General features: G+C 47.2%; 13 protein-coding genes. 8 read left to right on the top strand and 5 right to left on the bottom strand.

Translation table 11 applies throughout. The features are described from left to right. Positions 1–4: 4 nt before the first annotated feature. The 4 genes from QFZ48_RS01305 to QFZ48_RS01290 are packed head-to-tail and all read left to right on the top strand — an operon-like array spanning position 5 to position 5,930. Positions 5–931, top strand: a complete 927-nt coding sequence (locus tag QFZ48_RS01305; RefSeq protein ID WP_429046347.1) for an ABC transporter ATP-binding protein — start codon at positions 5–7, stop codon at positions 929–931. Between the two features lie 9 nt (positions 932–940). Next, on the top strand, positions 941–3,253 hold the full coding sequence (locus QFZ48_RS01300) for a Gldg family protein (protein ID WP_429046349.1): 2,313 nt from the start codon (positions 941–943) through the stop codon (positions 3,251–3,253). Between the two features lie 6 nt (positions 3,254–3,259). Then, positions 3,260–4,594 carry a MutS-related protein gene (locus QFZ48_RS01295; protein ID WP_429060771.1) on the top strand — a complete coding sequence of 445 codons (1,335 nt, stop codon included), beginning with the start codon at positions 3,260–3,262 and terminating at the stop codon, positions 4,592–4,594. 16 nt (positions 4,595–4,610) lie between these two features. Then, on the top strand, positions 4,611–5,930 hold the full coding sequence (locus tag QFZ48_RS01290; protein WP_429060770.1) for a MutS-related protein: 1,320 nt from the start codon (positions 4,611–4,613) through the stop codon (positions 5,928–5,930). 15 nt (positions 5,931–5,945) lie between these two features. On the opposite strand, the gene QFZ48_RS01285 is transcribed toward QFZ48_RS01290, so the two are convergent. From QFZ48_RS01285 to QFZ48_RS01270, 4 genes are all read right to left on the bottom strand, one after another. Beyond that, positions 5,946–7,313, bottom strand: a complete 1,368-nt coding sequence (locus QFZ48_RS01285) for a hypothetical protein (protein ID WP_429060768.1) — start codon at positions 7,311–7,313, stop codon at positions 5,946–5,948. Next, positions 7,300–8,283, bottom strand: coding sequence for a caspase family protein (locus tag QFZ48_RS01280; protein WP_370911703.1), 984 nt, complete (start codon positions 8,281–8,283; stop codon positions 7,300–7,302). The genes QFZ48_RS01285 and QFZ48_RS01280 overlap by 14 nt, the downstream gene beginning before the upstream one ends. Positions 8,284–8,286: 3 nt before the next feature. Then, entirely contained in the window at positions 8,287–9,717 is a 1,431-nt protein-coding gene (locus QFZ48_RS01275) for a hypothetical protein (RefSeq protein WP_429046354.1), read from the bottom strand. Positions 9,718–9,927: 210 nt separating this feature from the next. Then, the gene (locus tag QFZ48_RS01270) at positions 9,928–10,662 is read right to left on the bottom strand and encodes an SDR family NAD(P)-dependent oxidoreductase (RefSeq protein ID WP_429046356.1); all 735 of its coding nucleotides are present in this window, start codon (positions 10,660–10,662) and stop codon (positions 9,928–9,930) included. Positions 10,663–10,756: 94 nt separating this feature from the next. Between QFZ48_RS01270 and QFZ48_RS01265 the strand changes: the two genes are divergently transcribed. From QFZ48_RS01265 to QFZ48_RS01255, 3 genes are all read left to right on the top strand, one after another. Further along, complete coding sequence (locus QFZ48_RS01265) at positions 10,757–12,559, top strand: serine hydrolase (protein WP_429060766.1); 1,803 nt, start codon at positions 10,757–10,759, stop codon at positions 12,557–12,559. 87 nt (positions 12,560–12,646) lie between these two features. Beyond that, positions 12,647–13,120 (top strand): hypothetical protein, encoded by a 474-nt coding sequence (locus QFZ48_RS01260; RefSeq protein WP_429060764.1) that lies wholly within the window; start codon positions 12,647–12,649, stop codon positions 13,118–13,120. Between the two features lie 418 nt (positions 13,121–13,538). After that, a complete protein-coding gene (locus tag QFZ48_RS01255) occupies positions 13,539–14,312 on the top strand; it encodes a LuxR C-terminal-related transcriptional regulator (RefSeq protein ID WP_370911708.1) in 774 nt (257 codons plus the stop codon). Here the strand turns inward: QFZ48_RS01255 and QFZ48_RS01250 are convergent. Further along, positions 14,278–15,363 (bottom strand): ATP-binding protein, encoded by a 1,086-nt coding sequence (locus tag QFZ48_RS01250; RefSeq protein WP_429060762.1) that lies wholly within the window; start codon positions 15,361–15,363, stop codon positions 14,278–14,280. The two genes, QFZ48_RS01255 and QFZ48_RS01250, sit on opposite strands and share 35 nt — an antisense overlap. Positions 15,364–15,519: 156 nt before the next feature. Here QFZ48_RS01250 and QFZ48_RS01245 point away from each other — a divergent pair, with 156 nt between their 5' ends. Next, positions 15,520–16,440, top strand: coding sequence for a glycoside hydrolase family 43 protein (locus QFZ48_RS01245; protein WP_429060761.1), 921 nt, complete (start codon positions 15,520–15,522; stop codon positions 16,438–16,440). Positions 16,441–16,497: the final 57 nt, after the last annotated feature.

Genomic DNA, 16,497 nt, shown 5'->3' with positions numbered 1-16,497 from the left:
CGATATGACCAGCATTGTAAAGCTTGAGCACCTGTCTCATAAGTATAGCAGCTCATGGGCGATCCGTGATATCAATATAGAGATCAGCAAAACCGGTATCGTCGGACTGCTGGGATCTAATGGTGCGGGCAAGTCCACCACCATGAACATCCTCTGCGGCGCCCTGAACCAAACAGAGGGGAATGTATATATCAACGGAATCAACATGCGCGAAGATCCGCAGCTCGCAAAAAGAGAAATCGGATTTTTGCCACAGAACCCGCCGCTGTACATGGATCTGACGGTAGATGAATACCTGGGTTATTGCGCCGGATTAAGACAGTTGCCAAAAGACAAAATGAAGCCAGCCATAAAAGAAGCCAAGGAACGTTGCGGCATCGACCATTTCAGCAGCCGGTTGATCCGCAATCTTTCCGGCGGCTACCGGCAGCGTGTAGGCATTGCACAAGCCATCGTTCACCGTCCCCGCCTGGTAGTGCTGGACGAGCCTACCAATGGCCTCGATCCCAACCAGATCACCGAAGTACGCTCACTGATCAAAGAAATTGCACAGGACCGGGCAGTTATCTTTTCTTCTCACATTCTCTCTGAAATACAATTGCTCTGCAAAGAAATCAAGATGATTGAAAACGGAAGGATCGTATTCTCTGATAGCATGGACGCATTCAACAACTATGTGGAACCACACAGTGTAATGATGCACCTGGAAAATCCGCCGGCTGCTGCCGAGCTGTTAAAAATAGATGGGGTTACCAAAGCGGATTTTCTTACAGAACGGCAAGTGCGCCTGTATTTCAACGGCAGCCAGGATATCACCGAAAAGCTGATCATTGCCAGTGTGCAGAACGGATGGCGGTTACGCGAAATCAATCTTGATAAAACAGCACTCGATGAGATCTTCAAACAATTATCCAGTCAATCATCTCAATAAAAATATTTAATGAAGACAATATTCAGAATTGCAAAAACAGAACTGCGGGTACTGTTCTATTCTCCCATTGCCTGGTTTTTACTGGTTGCCTTTTTTATTCAATGCGGTATCGCCTATTTCCTTCAGCTGAAAGGATACGCCGGCATGCAGGAAATGGGCGGCGAACAGTTACGGTATATGGATCATCTGACCCTAAAGATCTTTTCTTCAGATAGCAGCGTTTTCAGCAACGTGATGCAGAAACTGTATCTCTACATTCCCTTGCTTACAATGGGATTGATCAGCCGGGAAACCAGCAGTGGTACCATTAAACTGCTGTATTCTTCCCCGATAAAAGTACGGGACATTGTGCTGGGTAAGTACCTGGCCATGCTCATTTACAGCGTACTGATGGTAGCGGCCATGAGTGTTTTTATTGTTGCGGGTATGTGGCAGATCAAATCGATGGACAGCGGTATTATGATGTCCGCTGTACTGGGACTTTTCCTGTTGCTGTGTACCTATGCTGCCATCGGGTTATTTATGTCCAGTTTAACTACCTACCAGGTAGTGGCAGCGGTGTGTACTTTTGTGATGATCGGCATCCTCAGCTTTGTAGGCACCATGTGGCAAAGCATCGATTTTGTGCGGGATCTTACTTATTTCCTGTCCATTCAGGGACGTACGCAGAAAATGTTGTTTGGTTTAATCAGCAGTAAAGACGTATTATATTTCCTCGTCATCATCTTTATGTTTATCGGCTTCACCTACTTCAAGCTGAAATCTGGTATGGAATCCAGGCCATTTATGGTGAAAGCAATGAGATATGTGATCGTGGTGGTTATTGGCCTGGCTGTGGGGTATATCAGTTCCCGGCCTGCCTTTACAACCTATGCGGATACCACGGTTCACCAGGAACGAACCCTCACACCCAATGCCCAACGGATTATTAAAGAGCTGGGAGATGAACCACTGGAAGTGATCACTTATAACAATGCTTTGAGCAGATATTCTTGGCTGGGCGTACCCGAGCAACGTAACAGGCTGCTGGACAACTGGGATCTGTATACCCGTTTCAAGCCGGATATCAGTTTCCGGTTTGTACAGTACTATGCGGAACCGCTGGATAATCCGCAATTCCCGTTTTCTAAAATGTATCCCAACAAAACCGTTAAAGAGGCGGCGGAACAAACCATACGTGGGATGGGGATGAAGGTATCCGCGTTTAAAACACCCGAAGAGATCAAAAAAATAATTGACCTGGAGCCTGAATTGAACCGGTTTGTAATGCAGTTAAAGTACAAAGGCCGCTCTACTTTTCTGCGGGTATTTGATGATCAGATGGTATGGCCTGGTGAAACAGAAGTTTCCGCTGCCTTCAAACGTTTACTGCAGGCTAAATTGCCAAAGATCCTGTTTGTAACCGGTAACCTGGAAAGGGATATTCATAAAGTGGGCGCCAGGGAATATATGACCATCACCAATACTAAACCATTCCGGTATTCCCTCATTAACCAGGGCTTCGATTCAGACACCATCTCCCTCGATGCGCGCGATATCCCGGAAGGCATCACCGCCCTGGTACTGGCAGATCCGAAAACGGCTCTCAGCGCGGCTACGCTGGCCAAACTGGAACAGTATATCGATAAAGGAGGAAACCTGCTCATTGCCGGGGAACCAGGTAAGCAAACGGTGCTCAACCCTATCCTGCAAAAACTGGGGGTGCAAATGACGGATGGCGTGGTAGCCCAACCCAGCAAGGAGCTTACACCAGATATTGTATTGCCGCAGTTAACGCCGCTGGCGGCATCTTTATCAGCTGATGTAGCCAAAACAGTGAAAGACAGCCTGAAAGTGGCAATGCCGGGTGTTACCGGTCTTACCTACAGCGGTAGTTCCTTCACCATTGAGCCGTTGCTGGTTACCGATACCAAAAAGAGCTGGCTCAGGAAAGCCTCGCTGGTGCTGGATTCTGCACAGGTTGTATACGATGCGGCTGCCGGAGATGAGAGAAAAGCATTGCCGGTGATGATCAGCATGACCCGCAAAGTGAACGGTAAAGAACAACGTATCATTGTAGCCGGCGATGCCGATTTTATGAGCAACACCAACCTGAACAGGTTTGATGTGGAAACCGCTAACTTCCCTTTCATCACCGCATTATTCAGCTGGCTGGATTACAAAGAATTCCCGATTGATACGCACCGCCCGGAATCGGAAGATAACCGGGTAAAAGTATCGCTTGATGATGTGGACCTGCTGAAGATAGTATACCTCTGGGTAATGCCTGGAATCTTGATTGCCTTTGGCGCTATATTACTGATCAGACGTAAGCGGAAATAAAACTTTATGTTATTTACTACAGATAAACAAACACTGGAAGATCTTAACATCTTTGGCAAACATGGCGGAGATTCCATCTTCAATATCTTTAACCGCTGCATCACCAGGGGTGGTGCGGCGGTACTGGATGAGATGTTCCAGTACCCGCTGTCAGATGAGAAATTGATTAACCGTCGCAGTGGTATCATCCAGCATTTCGCGGCAAAAGAAACCATGTTCCCGTTTGAGAACACCCTCTTTGATGCGGCGGAACCTTATCTCGGTAATACGGATGAACGGACCAGGCTCACTACGGAAGATCATGCGGTTACCAAAAAACTCAGCAGTTTTATTGCACCGGATGCCGACGCTGTTCAGATCCGGAAAGGAGTGATCGCGCTTACCCGGCTGATAAAAGGACTGAACGATTTTATTCATTCACCGGCAGTAACCGGAATGCCTTATTATAACACGGAGAAAGCCGCTATAGATGCGCTGCTGACTGATCATGCACTGAACCCGGTGATCCTGCACGAAGGGAAAGACAAGCTGCCTGCTGCTACAATGGCTGCTTTTGACGGTATTTTCCGTTTCCGCCACCGGGACATTATTTTGAAACTGCTGCGGCATATCTATTATCTCGATGTGTATATAGCGATAGCAAAGGTGGCAAAGGAAAGGGGATTTGTGTTCCCGGCAGCCCTGCCTCCAAGCCGGTTAACGGTGACGCTGGAAGGCGTATATCATCCGCAGGTGCCCAATGCCGTTGCCAATACCATAGGGATAACACCGGAAGGCAATGTTATTTTCCTGACAGGCGCTAACATGGCCGGCAAGTCTACTTTTATGAAATCATTGAGTATTGCGCTGTTCCTGGCGCATATGGGTTTCCCGGTGCCGGCCACCCGGATGGAATTTTCAGTGTTGGATGGCATCTATACTACTATAAACCTTCCGGATAATCTGGGAATGGGCGCCAGTCATTTCTATGCGGAGGTATTGCGTGTGAAAAAGATAGCGCATGAACTTAGTCAGGGTAAAAATCTGCTGATCGTTTTTGATGAAATGTTCCGTGGCACCAACGTAAAAGACGCTTACGAAGCCACTATTGCCATTACCAAAGCCTTTGCTACCAAACGCAACAGCCTGTTCGTGATTTCCACTCATATCATTGAGGCGGGAGAGATATTAAAGCAAGCCTGCGACAATGTTCATTTTATTTACCTGCCTACACGAATGGATGGGAACAAACCCGTGTATACGTATAAGCTGGAAAATGGTATTACAGACGACCGCCATGGTATGATCATCATAAATAATGAGGGCATCCTCGATATGCTGCGGGCAGGTATCTCAACATGAATTAAAAGACAATAACATGAGCTTCATTGCTGATAAACAAACATTAGATGACCTGAACCTGCTGGGTAAATATAAATCACATTCCGTTTACAGTATTTTTAATAAAGTGCGCACCGCGGGCGGGGAACGGTTACTGGAATCCATGTTCCAGCATCCGCTCACCGCGCCGGAAGAAATCAACCACCGCAGCGGTACGTTCCGGTACTACCAGGAAAAGCAGCTGGAATTTCCTTTTCAGAACGGCTCCTTCCGGGCAGCGGAAAACTACCTGGGCATGGAAACCGCCGGCAACAGTGTGTCAGCGATTATTATTACTGTGAGAAAGAAGATCTGGCAGTCGTTGTTGCGGGACGACCAGTTTGACATCCTGCACAACGGGCTGCTCGCCTGCATTGCCGCATTAAACGCATTGAAAGAATTGTTGGGCCGTATGAATGATAACCAGCATCCTTTTCAAGAACAGGTAAAAATGTTGCTGGGTATTTTTTCCGGCCCCCGGTTAAAGTGGCTTGCAGCGGAAAAAGGCGTAACACAGCTGCCGCTGATGAAAGTGGCCCGGTACGATTTCCTGCTGCGTAACACCCTGCGAAAGGAAATGGACATCATCCTGGAAAATATTTACCTGCTGGACGTTTACATCGCGGTAAGCCAGGTGGCAAGGGAAAAGAATTTCTCCTATGCAACGGCGTTGCCGGCAGCGGATCATTTAATGCAGGTAGAAGGGCTCCGGCATCCGGGGCTGGACCATGGCGTGCCTAATCCTTTGTCCCTTCACCGCGACCGGAACGTGATGTTCCTCACCGGCGCCAATATGGCCGGCAAGTCCACCCTGATGAAATCCTTTGGTATTGCGGTGTACCTGGCGCATATGGGATTCCCGGTTGCCGCCACTGCTATGAGGTTTGCGGTAAGGGATGGATTGTATACCTCTATCAACGTACCGGATAGTTTGAGTTTGGGGTACAGTCATTTTTATGCGGAGGTAATGCGTGTTAAAAATGTGGCAGCAGAAGTGAGCCAGAAAAAGAACCTGGTAGTCATCTTCGACGAATTGTTTAAAGGCACCAATGTAAAAGATGCGTACGATGCCACCCTGGCGGTAACAGAAGCCTTTTCGCAATACAGGAATTCTTTCTTTATTATCTCCACTCATATTATTGAGGTAGGGGAAACCTTAAAACAGCGATGTGATAACCTACAGTTTGCTTACCTGCCAACCGTGATGGAAGGAACTGTTCCCAGGTATACCTACCAGCTGGAAGCCGGTATTACTACTGATCGTCATGGTATGATGATCATAGAAAATGAAGGGATCCTGGAAATTATTATGTCTTAATAAAATAAATATCACTCATTGCGTAGGCTTCATCTTATTATAAATATCGTTGTAAGTATCAAAGTTCCGGAATACCTGGCTGGTAGGTAAATTTAATTGCTGCGCGATCGTGGAAATGCTATCCGCTCTTGTCAGCAGCTTGATGGCTTCCTTTGTCTGGTTGGTGGCAATGAGGCGGGTAACGGCCTGGATCAGCCGTTCCTGGTAGGTATTCCCTTTAACATTAATGATGTAAGGATGGGTAATAAAGCTTCTCGTAAGCTCGTCCAAACGGTTCATGAAGCCGGTGAGGTTGCTGTAAGGTGCATCTATCTGCGAAAAATTATTCCAGTAAAGATCATATTTAACGTAATCGATCACCATATCCACCAGTAGTTCCTGCTCAAAATTAATCCCGCCATTATTTTCATTAACGGCAAACCGGGTCATCACGGCGGAAAGTACCGGCAAAAGATTATTTAGTTCAAAGAGCTGTTTGTTGCCCGTCAGCAGTTCAAGATCCGGGAGTGGCAGAAATGCGCAATCTGTAAAGTCCGTACTTTCCCCGGTAGCCAGTATTTGCAGGGCGCGGACCAGTGATACCAGGAAAGGATGCTCCCGGATGAGAAGGTGATCGCTGTCGGTGAGTTGCTGGAAATTTTTATAGTCTTTGAAAGCATACATGATTTTGTCCAGCACCAGGTATTCTTCTGCATCCCTGCTGAATGATTGTTTATTGGAATAGAAGAAGAAGCAATTCTCCATATCGGCTTTATTGTGATAGCGGATAAAGAACTGCGTTTGATAATGATCATATATGTAAAATGGAAAGATCCTGGGATCTTCCGTACCATTGGCTTTCAGGAAGTACAGTCCATTCTCCAGTTTGCCGGAAAAGATGAACCAGCCTTCTTCATTATTGAAGCGGGTGTTATCGGCGTTGAATTCAATCAGTGTATCATTGGTGCTGCTGAGGATGGAGTAGCTGGTAAGCAGGTTAACAGGAACCAGTTCGGGGAAAGTGTTTTTATCGTATTTGGCGCCAAAGAACAGGAAGCTTGGCCGGTGCGGCGTATCCGGGTTGGTGGATTGCAGGCTGGATGCTTCGAGGTTTTTGCATAAGTAATCATGCGTGGCTTTAAAAGATAAGATGGGCGCAACGGAGGGATAGTCAAAGTCGAAGTGAAATGTTTTATCGGCATCTACAATGAGGAGATATTCCTGGTAGTAGTCGATGAGGTTCACTTTCAGGCGGTAAATGCCTTTGTCCACAAACATATCCAGTTCAGCAGTATACCCGGCGTAAATGATCTGCAGATCCCCGTTTACGAGTATGAGGTGCAATCCCTCCACAGGTTGATTGAAAGCTACGGTAATATGGAATTTTACATCAGAATTGTTCATAACCCACAGTGTTTTCAGAAAAGTTGATGATCGTTTTTTGTTCACCACTTACATTGTCCAGTAAAACATAATTTCCTTTTTCCAGTTTGTAGTGCCATTTCTCGCCGGTAACTACATCGGCTGTACGCAGTTTGTCGGCGTTTTTATTATAGAGGGTTACATTGGAATTGCGGTTGAAGGTTATCTCGAAGTTGTAGGCTTCTTCCAGTTTTTTTACTTCGCAGATCACGATGTTATCGCCGCCATTGTCGGTGGAGGCGCTGCCGTTCTGGATTTTGTTATATTTCAGGGCATACGTTGGGAAATTGGTTTCTATATGCTGTTTCAGGTCCAGCGCGGTAATTTTGCCACTGTTGTTGATATCGGCATCTCCTTTCAGGCTTTCGATGAGAAAAGAGGTAAAGGCGCCCCTTTTCTGGTTGGAGTCGATAGACACTTCATAGCTTAGTTTCCCATAGATGGTAGAATTGCAAACCAGTACCCTGGGTACCCGTTCGCCCACTTTATTCTGCCAGTCGCCGATAGGAGGCAAACCTTTTATCATGGTGTCGTTTTCCCGGCAGCAGTCGAGGAACAACAGCACTTCATCAAAGATTCCCTTGTTGATTAGTCCGGTGAGGTAATCCAGGCTGGAGATACAGTGATTAATCATTTTGGGCCAGAACCGCATGCACAGTGCGGTGTTGTTAAAGGTATTGCCGATGCCGTGACCAGAAAAATAGAAATAGATGCGATTGGTTTCGTTCCTGTGTGCTTTCGCATTTTCTGTGATCGCTTCTATGGCACTATCAATTTCATAGCCAATGACAATCTGGTTGCTGGCATCGGATTTCAGTAGTTTGATATTATCGGGGTTAGAAACAAGTTGCATGTCGGTCAGGAATTTTGCAAATGCCTCTGCATCGGCTACCGCCCCGGAGAGTGCCCTTTTATCATAATGGTCAATACCTATTATAATTGCATATTCCATGGTTTATATGCTTTTTAGAATAGCGGTTAAAGTGAGTGTGTCGTTATCAAAATCGCCGTGTTTAAGAGAGCTGCATCGCAGGCTTTCGTCTGCATTTTCGAGATCGGTGGAGAGGATCAGTTTATTATTGCCGATATATTGATTCAGTTTTTTCAGTTCATCGAAGTCTTCATAACGGCCGGTTGCTTTCAGTTGTTCATGCAGCCCCATGATTTTTGCATCCACTTCTTCTTCAAACAGGCCAGACACCATGTATAGCAGGGAGTGGGTGTAAGCGAAAGGAATGCAATGATCCTTTTTTTCGTTGCTTTCATCCATGGTAAACATCTTAAAATGTTTAAACACGCCTTTTTCCTGCGCGGGGCTTCCTTTCTGCAGGAAGAAGTCTGTTCTGCAGGCAGGGGCCAGGAAGAAGACGTTATTATAGGTTACGGCATTGAAATGATTGGCAGTGGCTTCCAGTAAATTGCATACGGCAATAGCGCCGGCACTGTGGCCTATGAGTTCTATATCCAGCTTTTTCCCGGCGGCCTTTCTTTTTTGCAGGTGCGTATCCAGCAAGGAGAGGAAGTGCGTACCGGCGTGCAGGTTGTTGCCGGTTACCCCGCTGTTGCTGTTGAACATATTGCCGGATTTATCTTTGATTTGTTTCCAGCCCCATCCGCCGATTTTATCGAGGTACAATTTCCTGAAGGCTTCTTCCATGATGGTGGGGTAGAAGTCGTGGTGCGTTTTTTTGAAGTAGCGTTTTAACACGGCAAAGGCTATCTGCGCTACCACTTTGGCCACAAACAGCATTCCGCCCCTGGCCACTTCATCGCCTTCGGCCTTTTCATATTTGAGTTCTTCCGATCCTTCGGCACTGACCAGCCCCTTGGCTTCTGTTTCCAGTTTGGCGTAGTAGGTGCTGTAGTTTTCGTCCTCCTCATCTATTTCAAGCGGGGTGCCGCCGCGGGCGTCCAGGGATCTGTCGAGGTCTTCAAAAGGGGCGATCTTTTGTTTTTCTACGGCAATAGTTTCATCGCTAAGGTAGGTGCCCCCGCCTTTGGCATCATCCAGACCGAGTTTCTTGGCAACCAGTTTGGTGACGAATTTCACGATTTCATCGAACACGCCTTTCCCGGTAAGTTCCTTCAGGTTTTTGAGGTTTTGCATCACTACCTCAGCGGGACCGGTTTCCCATACAAAGGCCACGGTGTGCCTTTTTGCAGCCGCGTCGGCGAAGTGTTCTTTCATGACAGCAGCGGCTTTCAGCCCGCTTTTTTCGCTGACTAATCCCCCGTGAAAATAGATCAGCAGTTTTTCGATATCTTTTTCTTCGAGGAAGCTAAAGATCTGTTCTACATCAGCCGGGGTAGTGGAGAGGTGACCTGAATCGGCAAAGGTGCCATCAGCGCCTACGTTTACAAAGAAGATTTTTTCAAGTGCTTCCATGATCTTTTTTGGGGTTGATTTGAATACACGGAGAGCCCCGTCTTTAATTGAGGTTATTGGGGTATTGATTTGGAGTTACTCGTCTTTTGGGGCCTCTTTTCCTGATATCTAATATCGGTCATTTTTACAGAAATTCAAATTTATTGTACCGGGAAATGCCTGTGGCGGTTAATAGCAGTCCCTGGGTGGGCGGCTTCAGGCACCGGTGCATTAAGGCAGCCGGGCTACCAGTCTTTCCGGCATATACTTCAGCACCTGGTAAATAATTTTCCATTTGGCGCCCGGCACAATGGCAAAACGGTTACCGGCATGCACGATAGTTTTTGCAATAAAAGAAGGCTCCATCAGTAAATATTCGGGAAGGTTAAGTCCTGCTGTCATTTTACTGCGGATGTATCCTGCTATAATTACATTAACAATAATTTTCCTGGAGAACAGGTATTGCCGCAGTCCTGCAAGATATTGTGTGAAGGCAGCCTTGGTGCTGCCGTATACAAAGTTGCTCTTGCGCCCGCGTACGCCGGATAGCGACGATAGCCCGATAATCCTTTCCAGGTGATCGTTTTCGGGATCCGAAATAATGAGATTAAGAATAGACAGGGCGCCGGCATAATGCACGTTGATCATCCGGTAACTGCCTTCCCAATCCACCAGCGCCTGTTCATTGGTAACCTGGAAGCCTGCGGCATATACCACGATGTTGGGTTTAGCCGGCAGACTGGCATAGAACCCGGCGTGATCGTTAAAAGCGGTGGCGTCAAAGTAACAGATGGTCAGTTGCTCAGCGGCTGCCTTCCTGGCTTTCATAAACGATGCGATGTCGGCGGTGCTGCGTGAAGCGGCTATAACATGATAGCCTTTTTCCAGGTATAATAATATCGCTTCTTTGGCCACATCGGAATTCGCGCCAAGAACAAGGACCGTTTTGATAGCAGGAAGAGTCATAGATCATAAAAATAGTCATTGTCGGGAGATTCGTTGCAGGCGTTTGTTAAATCCGGTTATTTACTGTAATCTTATACGGTAATAAAGTAACCCGATGACAGTACCTAGAATTAACAGGTGGATCTCCTGCCTGTGTTGTTTAATTTTTGCAGCAGTGGCCACTGCTCAAACTCCCGCCAAAAATAATAAACTTGAAAAGATAGACGCCGCGCTGACGGATATCCTGCAGGATGCGCAGGGCGCCGGCTTTGCCGTGGCCGTGGTGGAAAAAGATAAGGTGATATTTTCAAAAGGCTTTGGTTACCGGGATATGACCCGAAAATTACCGGTGACAGAACATACCCGTTTTGCCATCGGCTCCTGTACCAAAGCATTTACCAGCACTTTGCTGGGCGATTTGCGGAAAGAGGGAAAGGTTGATTTTGATAAACCGGCTACCACTTACCTGCCTGCACTGGATTTTTCGGATAGCTATCTCAATACCCAGGTTACTTTACGTGATATGATGTGCCACCGTACCGGCTTTTCGCGCTACGACCTTGCATGGTATCTTTTTGAAACGGATTCGCGTGACTCGCTGCTGAAACGCATCCATTATATGAAGCCCAATGCGCCTTTGCGCGCCCGCTGGCAATACAACAACTTTATGTTTATGGTACAGGGAATGGTGGTAGAGCGGTTAACGGGGCAATCGTGGGAACAAAACATTGCCAGCCGGGTTTTTCAACCGCTGGGCATGAGTGAATCTTCTATCGGCACTATTGCCCTCGCCGCTGCAGAAGAGCGCTCACACGGATATGAGTTCAGCAGGGAGAAAGGCATTAATGAAATGAAGTATCACCCGATAGTAGCAATGGGCCCCGCCGGAGCTATCAACAGCACGGTAACGGATATGTCGAAGTGGCTGATCACCTGGATCCATGGCGGGAAGTATAACGGGAAGGAAATCATCCCGGCAGACTATGTGAAAGAAGCCATTTCTTCCCAGATGGTCATTCCTGGCGGAGAACCGGATACAAAAACACCGTATATCCAGTTTGCCAATTACGGACTTGGGTGGATGCTGCTTTCTTATCGTGGTCATTACCGCGTGGAACACGGCGGGAATATAGATGGCTTCACGGCATTGACTACCTTTTACCCAACAGATAGTATTGGCATCGTGGTGCTGAGCAATCAGAATAATTCCGCTATTCCCACTAAGGTGACCAACCTGATCACCGACCGGTTGCTGGGCATTGCAGCCGCGACCAGTCCTAAAGCTAAACCCGGCAAAAAGGAGGAAGACCCCGCGCCTCACCGGGATTCTGCCTCCAGGCCGCATCCTCCTACACACCCGGTAGCGGCATTCGCGGGAGTGTTTAAGAATGATGCTTATGGTAACTTTGATATTGCTGTAAAGAGAGATTCCCTGTTTGCCACATTCCCCGATGTGACCTGGTACCTCAACCAGGAAGACTATAATATTTTCTCTCCTTACGATGCTGCAGATACGGCGATTGACGTAAAGTACAAGTCGAACATGAGAGTACAATTCCTGATGAATAACAGCGGGGATATCGATCGGCTGAGTTTTGCCTATGACCCGTCCGGCGACCCGGTTATATTTGAGCGCGTACCGCAACAGGTGGTATTATCCGCAGCCTCGCTGGCGCCGTTTGTGGGCGCTTATAAAATGGCCTCCATGCCGATCCAGATCAAACTGTCGGATAAGCAGGTACTTACCATGGTAGTGCCTGGGCAACCGGTGTATATGCTGGAAGCAATCGACAGCAGTACCTTCCGTATTCAGGGGCTGAAAGAGTACAAGGTGAAGTTTATCAGGGATGATAAAGACAAGGTGGTGGCGTTAACATCCATCCAGCCTAATGGCTCCTTCCGGGCGGAGAAGGAATAATGCGCTTTAAAACTTATGTTTGCTCACGGAGTGTTTATAACACGCCGGATTACCTATATTTTTGATAAAAAACAGATCTCTTACCGTATGAAAAGAATTTTCACCCTGCTGCTGTTAGTGGCAGCTATGACCACAACAACCCAATTAAAAGCACAGGACCTGGTAAAAGGAAAGCTTGATTTCCTGAAGGATGTTACAGAATTGGGCGTATCCTTCGACTACAATAAAGTAACCGTAGGAACAGAAGGAAAAGAAGCGAACTATCTCAAAAGAAAAAAAGCGGAAAAGGATGCTAAAGAGCCTGGAACCGGCGACAAGTGGGAGGAGAGCTGGTTTGCCGACAGGAAAAAACATTATGAACCCGAGTTCTCAGAGCTTTTTACCAAGTATTCCGATATTAAACTTACCGAGGATTCCACCAGTAAATATTTAATGGTGGTGCGGACAAAATTTATTGAGGTGGGCTATAACGTGGCTGTTTCTTCGCAGAAGGCGGCGGTGAACCTGGAGGTTGAAATATACGACCGGGCCAACCTGAAAAAATCTATCTGTAAACTATGATGAATGATATGAAAGGTGGAAAGGGGCAGTTCGCTACCGGTATGCGGATCGGCGATGCATATGCCAAAGCGGGAAAAGAACTGGGACGGATGGTGAGTAAAAAAGTAAAATAATAACTGATATCTCAAAACAGAAAAAACCGGTGCAGTTCTGTATTACTGCACCGGTCTGGGGAACATTGTATTTATTGAATGGGGCCGGGTTACCAACAATGACGTTAAGACACACTTGTTAAAAACTAATATTGGGGTGTTACCGAGATACCATCATTATGCAAACCGTTGCCAGGTCTGCTTTTGATGGGATCTCCGGATAAAAGGCCATCAGCTATTCTTCTTGTTAATCCTTAAAGGATTGTATTACAGGGGCAAAAGTATAGCGCAGCAGCCAGTGAATCAACTGCGAAAATTCGCAGGTTATGCTATTCTTTATTATTTTTACGATCAAAAAGATGCATCCTGATAAGTTGGGGTTTGGAAGTTACTCGAAAGGATTTATAACTGATGTTCCGGCTGATCTGACCAGCCCGGAAGCTTTGCATTTTAAAAATACGATCCGCCGGTTTGCGGATGAAGCCATCTATATTTATTCGTTTAAAGAAAATAAGATGTTGTATGCTGATGGCTGGGAGGAATTGCTCGGCTATGCAGATAACGAGATCAGCATGCTCACCATTGTAAATATTACCGCACCCGAATATGCCCCTTTTTCCAATGAGCTGAACGATAAAGCCCTGATGTTCCTGCACAATAAATCTATTGGCGACGAACAATACAGCTTTACGATCGAATTGAAAAAGATCCACAAAAACGGCACGCCCATACCCCTCATCAGCAAAGTGGGCGTATTTACCACCGAACAGGGAAAGGTGACCAGCATCATTGGCCACTCCCAGAAAAATGAGAGCATTAAATTCGGAAACGTGATGCGCTATGCGGCATACGGGCCTGAAAAATCCGAGTTTGAGGAAGAGTTGAACAAGCAGTTGTTCCGGTATTATGCCATCTCAGAAAAAGAGAAAGACGCCCTTTCCCTGGTGGCGGAAGGTTATTCCTTCAAGGAAATTGCCGCCCGGTTCGGGGTATCGCAGTCAGCTATTGAGAAAAGGATCTTACCGATGTATAAACGTTTCGGGGTAAAAAGCCTGACCCATCTCATCAGCTTTGCATTTGCAAATCATATTCTGCCTTAGCCGCTTTATTTTTCCGTACATACCGCTCCAGGTTGAGGGAAAGCATTTTTTCCCGTTCCACACCTATGCTGTGCAGCATGTTTTGCCAGGTGGCAGACAGCTTACGGTCCTGGTCGTCGTTGCCCAGCACCCAGATAACATTGGTATCCTTTAACGCGGTTCTGTTAATGTCATTGGTAGAGGAGCCATCCACAAAGCTGAGGAAGCGGTCGGACGTGATCAGGTCTTCTTTCACCGGGTTGCCCGGATTGATATCGTCTATCACCAGGATGGAGGCTTTGCGCCAGGTCCACAGCACATCGGCGGTGGAGTCATCGTCGTGTTCATAAAACATGCAGTAAAGCTTCATGGCGGAAGTATACACCGCCGAATAGTGGCGGATGGATAGTTCCGTGGCGATGGCCACGCTCAAACTCGTTTTGCCGCTGTTCTTCGGCCCAAACAGGAACAGATGCATCCCCTGTGTTTTACTGTCCAGGAAACGCCTGATCAGGTCGATATCTTCGGGGGCAATCTGTTCTGTGCTCCATTGGCTCAGCCGGAACTGAAACGGATAGCCCGGCGTTTGCAGGTACATTTTGGTAAGATACCAGTAATAGGTAGGGTAGAGCAGCAACGCCGCAGTTACTATTACGATAGCCCTGGCCACCATGGTATCTTTACATAAAAGGGAGCAGAAAAACGCACCCAGCCAGAAAAACAGCAGATCCGTGATGGTATCAAAAGCCACATTGCCCCAGGCAGGCTGAAATACGTATGACTTTACGCCGCCTTTTTTGCCAAAGGTTAAAGGCCACAGGAAGTTGATGGCCTCAAATACCAGCCAAACGGCGCTGATACTCCAGGCGGCCGTAAGTGCAGCGCGCGTTTCTTCTATACGATGCCTCAGCACCAGGTATAAAATGAATGCAGGAATAAACCCCAGTGAAAAGTGACCAAACTGGTTGGCCAGCCACGTATAGGTAAGCGTAACCCCCCGGTAAGAGTCCTTACCTCCGAGGTCAGCCTTCAGCTGACGGAACATGTTGCTGTGAGTAATCGTTTTTTTCATGAGCAGTTCGGGATAGCAGCGGTTGGATAATTGAGGGTAAATATAATAAGTTGGCAGAAATAATAGACCCGCGGCCTGAAAAAAGCCTTGTTACCAGGGTACCATGACTGCGAAAAACGAATCGTTGCATGTATATTTAAGGTTGATCCGTCATTTATGAAGAAACTATTTATTCTTATTTTTTTAGCAGGACTCCTGCATAACGCCACCGCACAGGATGCGGTATACCTGTTTGCCTATTTTAAAGACAACGGGCAGGATGGACTGCACCTGGCGTATAGCCGGGATGGTTATAAGTGGCTGGCACTGCACAACGACCAATCCGTGCTCACACCCGCCGCCGGAGTGGATAAGCTGATGCGGGACCCCTGTATTATCCGTGGCGCCGATGGCCGGTTTCATATGGTATGGACCGTGAGCTGGAAGGAAAAAAGCATCGGCTATGCTTCATCGGCCGACCTGGTGCATTGGTCCGCGCAAAAAGATATTCCCGTGATGGCGCATGAACCGGGAGCCTTAAACTGCTGGGCGCCTGAAATTACTTACGATGCCCGGCGTAAAGAATATATGATCTATTGGGCCACCACGATCCCCGGCCGGTTCACCGCCGGCGATTCTACCGGCGACGAAAAATATAACCACCGGCTGTATTATGTTACCACAAAAGATTTCCAGCATTTCAGCCCGGCGAAATTATTATACGACCAGGGCTTTAACGTGATAGATGCGAGCATTGTACCTGACCAGGGCCGGTTTATTATGTTCCTGAAAGATGAAACCAAAACACCGCCACAGAAAAATATCCGCACAGCAGTCAGCAACACTTTAACAGGGGGCTATGGGAAGCCTTCTGCGCCTATTACCGGGCCTTACTGGGCGGAAGGTCCTACGGCATTGCATACCGCCGGTAAGTGGATCGTGTATTTCGATAAGTATACCCAGCACCGTTATGGCGCAGTGGAATCTACTGATCTGAAAACGTGGACGGACGTATCCGGCAAATTATCTATGCCGCAAGGCATCCGGCATGGTACGGTGCTGACCATTACCAGTAAGGAGTTTGAATTGCTGAAGTAAGAAGAAAGTATCGCGGTGTCGGTTTTGTTCTATTTTCCGGGTAACCGCCATAGTAGA

Source organism: Chitinophaga sp. W2I13, assembly GCF_050434005.1.
Taxonomy (GTDB): Bacteria; Bacteroidota; Bacteroidia; order Chitinophagales; family Chitinophagaceae; genus Chitinophaga.
This window is presented reverse-complemented; position numbering and strand designations above follow the sequence as displayed.

Excerpts from the sequence above, each read along its gene's own strand:
- QFZ48_RS01305 (WP_429046347.1), top strand. The coding sequence starts at position 5 with ATGACCAGCATTGTAAAGCTTGAGCACCTGTCTCATAAGTATAGCAGC.
- QFZ48_RS01300 (WP_429046349.1), top strand. The coding sequence starts at position 941 with ATGAAGACAATATTCAGAATTGCAAAAACAGAACTGCGGGTACTGTTC.
- QFZ48_RS01295 (WP_429060771.1), top strand. The coding sequence starts at position 3,260 with ATGTTATTTACTACAGATAAACAAACACTGGAAGATCTTAACATCTTT.
- QFZ48_RS01290 (WP_429060770.1), top strand. The coding sequence starts at position 4,611 with ATGAGCTTCATTGCTGATAAACAAACATTAGATGACCTGAACCTGCTG.
- QFZ48_RS01285 (WP_429060768.1), bottom strand. The coding sequence starts at position 7,313 with ATGAACAATTCTGATGTAAAATTCCATATTACCGTAGCTTTCAATCAA.
- QFZ48_RS01280 (WP_370911703.1), bottom strand. The coding sequence starts at position 8,283 with ATGGAATATGCAATTATAATAGGTATTGACCATTATGATAAAAGGGCA.
- QFZ48_RS01275 (WP_429046354.1), bottom strand. The coding sequence starts at position 9,717 with ATGGAAGCACTTGAAAAAATCTTCTTTGTAAACGTAGGCGCTGATGGC.
- QFZ48_RS01270 (WP_429046356.1), bottom strand. The coding sequence starts at position 10,662 with ATGACTCTTCCTGCTATCAAAACGGTCCTTGTTCTTGGCGCGAATTCC.
- QFZ48_RS01265 (WP_429060766.1), top strand. The coding sequence starts at position 10,757 with ATGACAGTACCTAGAATTAACAGGTGGATCTCCTGCCTGTGTTGTTTA.
- QFZ48_RS01260 (WP_429060764.1), top strand. The coding sequence starts at position 12,647 with ATGAAAAGAATTTTCACCCTGCTGCTGTTAGTGGCAGCTATGACCACA.
- QFZ48_RS01255 (WP_370911708.1), top strand. The coding sequence starts at position 13,539 with ATGCTATTCTTTATTATTTTTACGATCAAAAAGATGCATCCTGATAAG.
- QFZ48_RS01250 (WP_429060762.1), bottom strand. The coding sequence starts at position 15,363 with ATGAAAAAAACGATTACTCACAGCAACATGTTCCGTCAGCTGAAGGCT.
- QFZ48_RS01245 (WP_429060761.1), top strand. The coding sequence starts at position 15,520 with ATGAAGAAACTATTTATTCTTATTTTTTTAGCAGGACTCCTGCATAAC.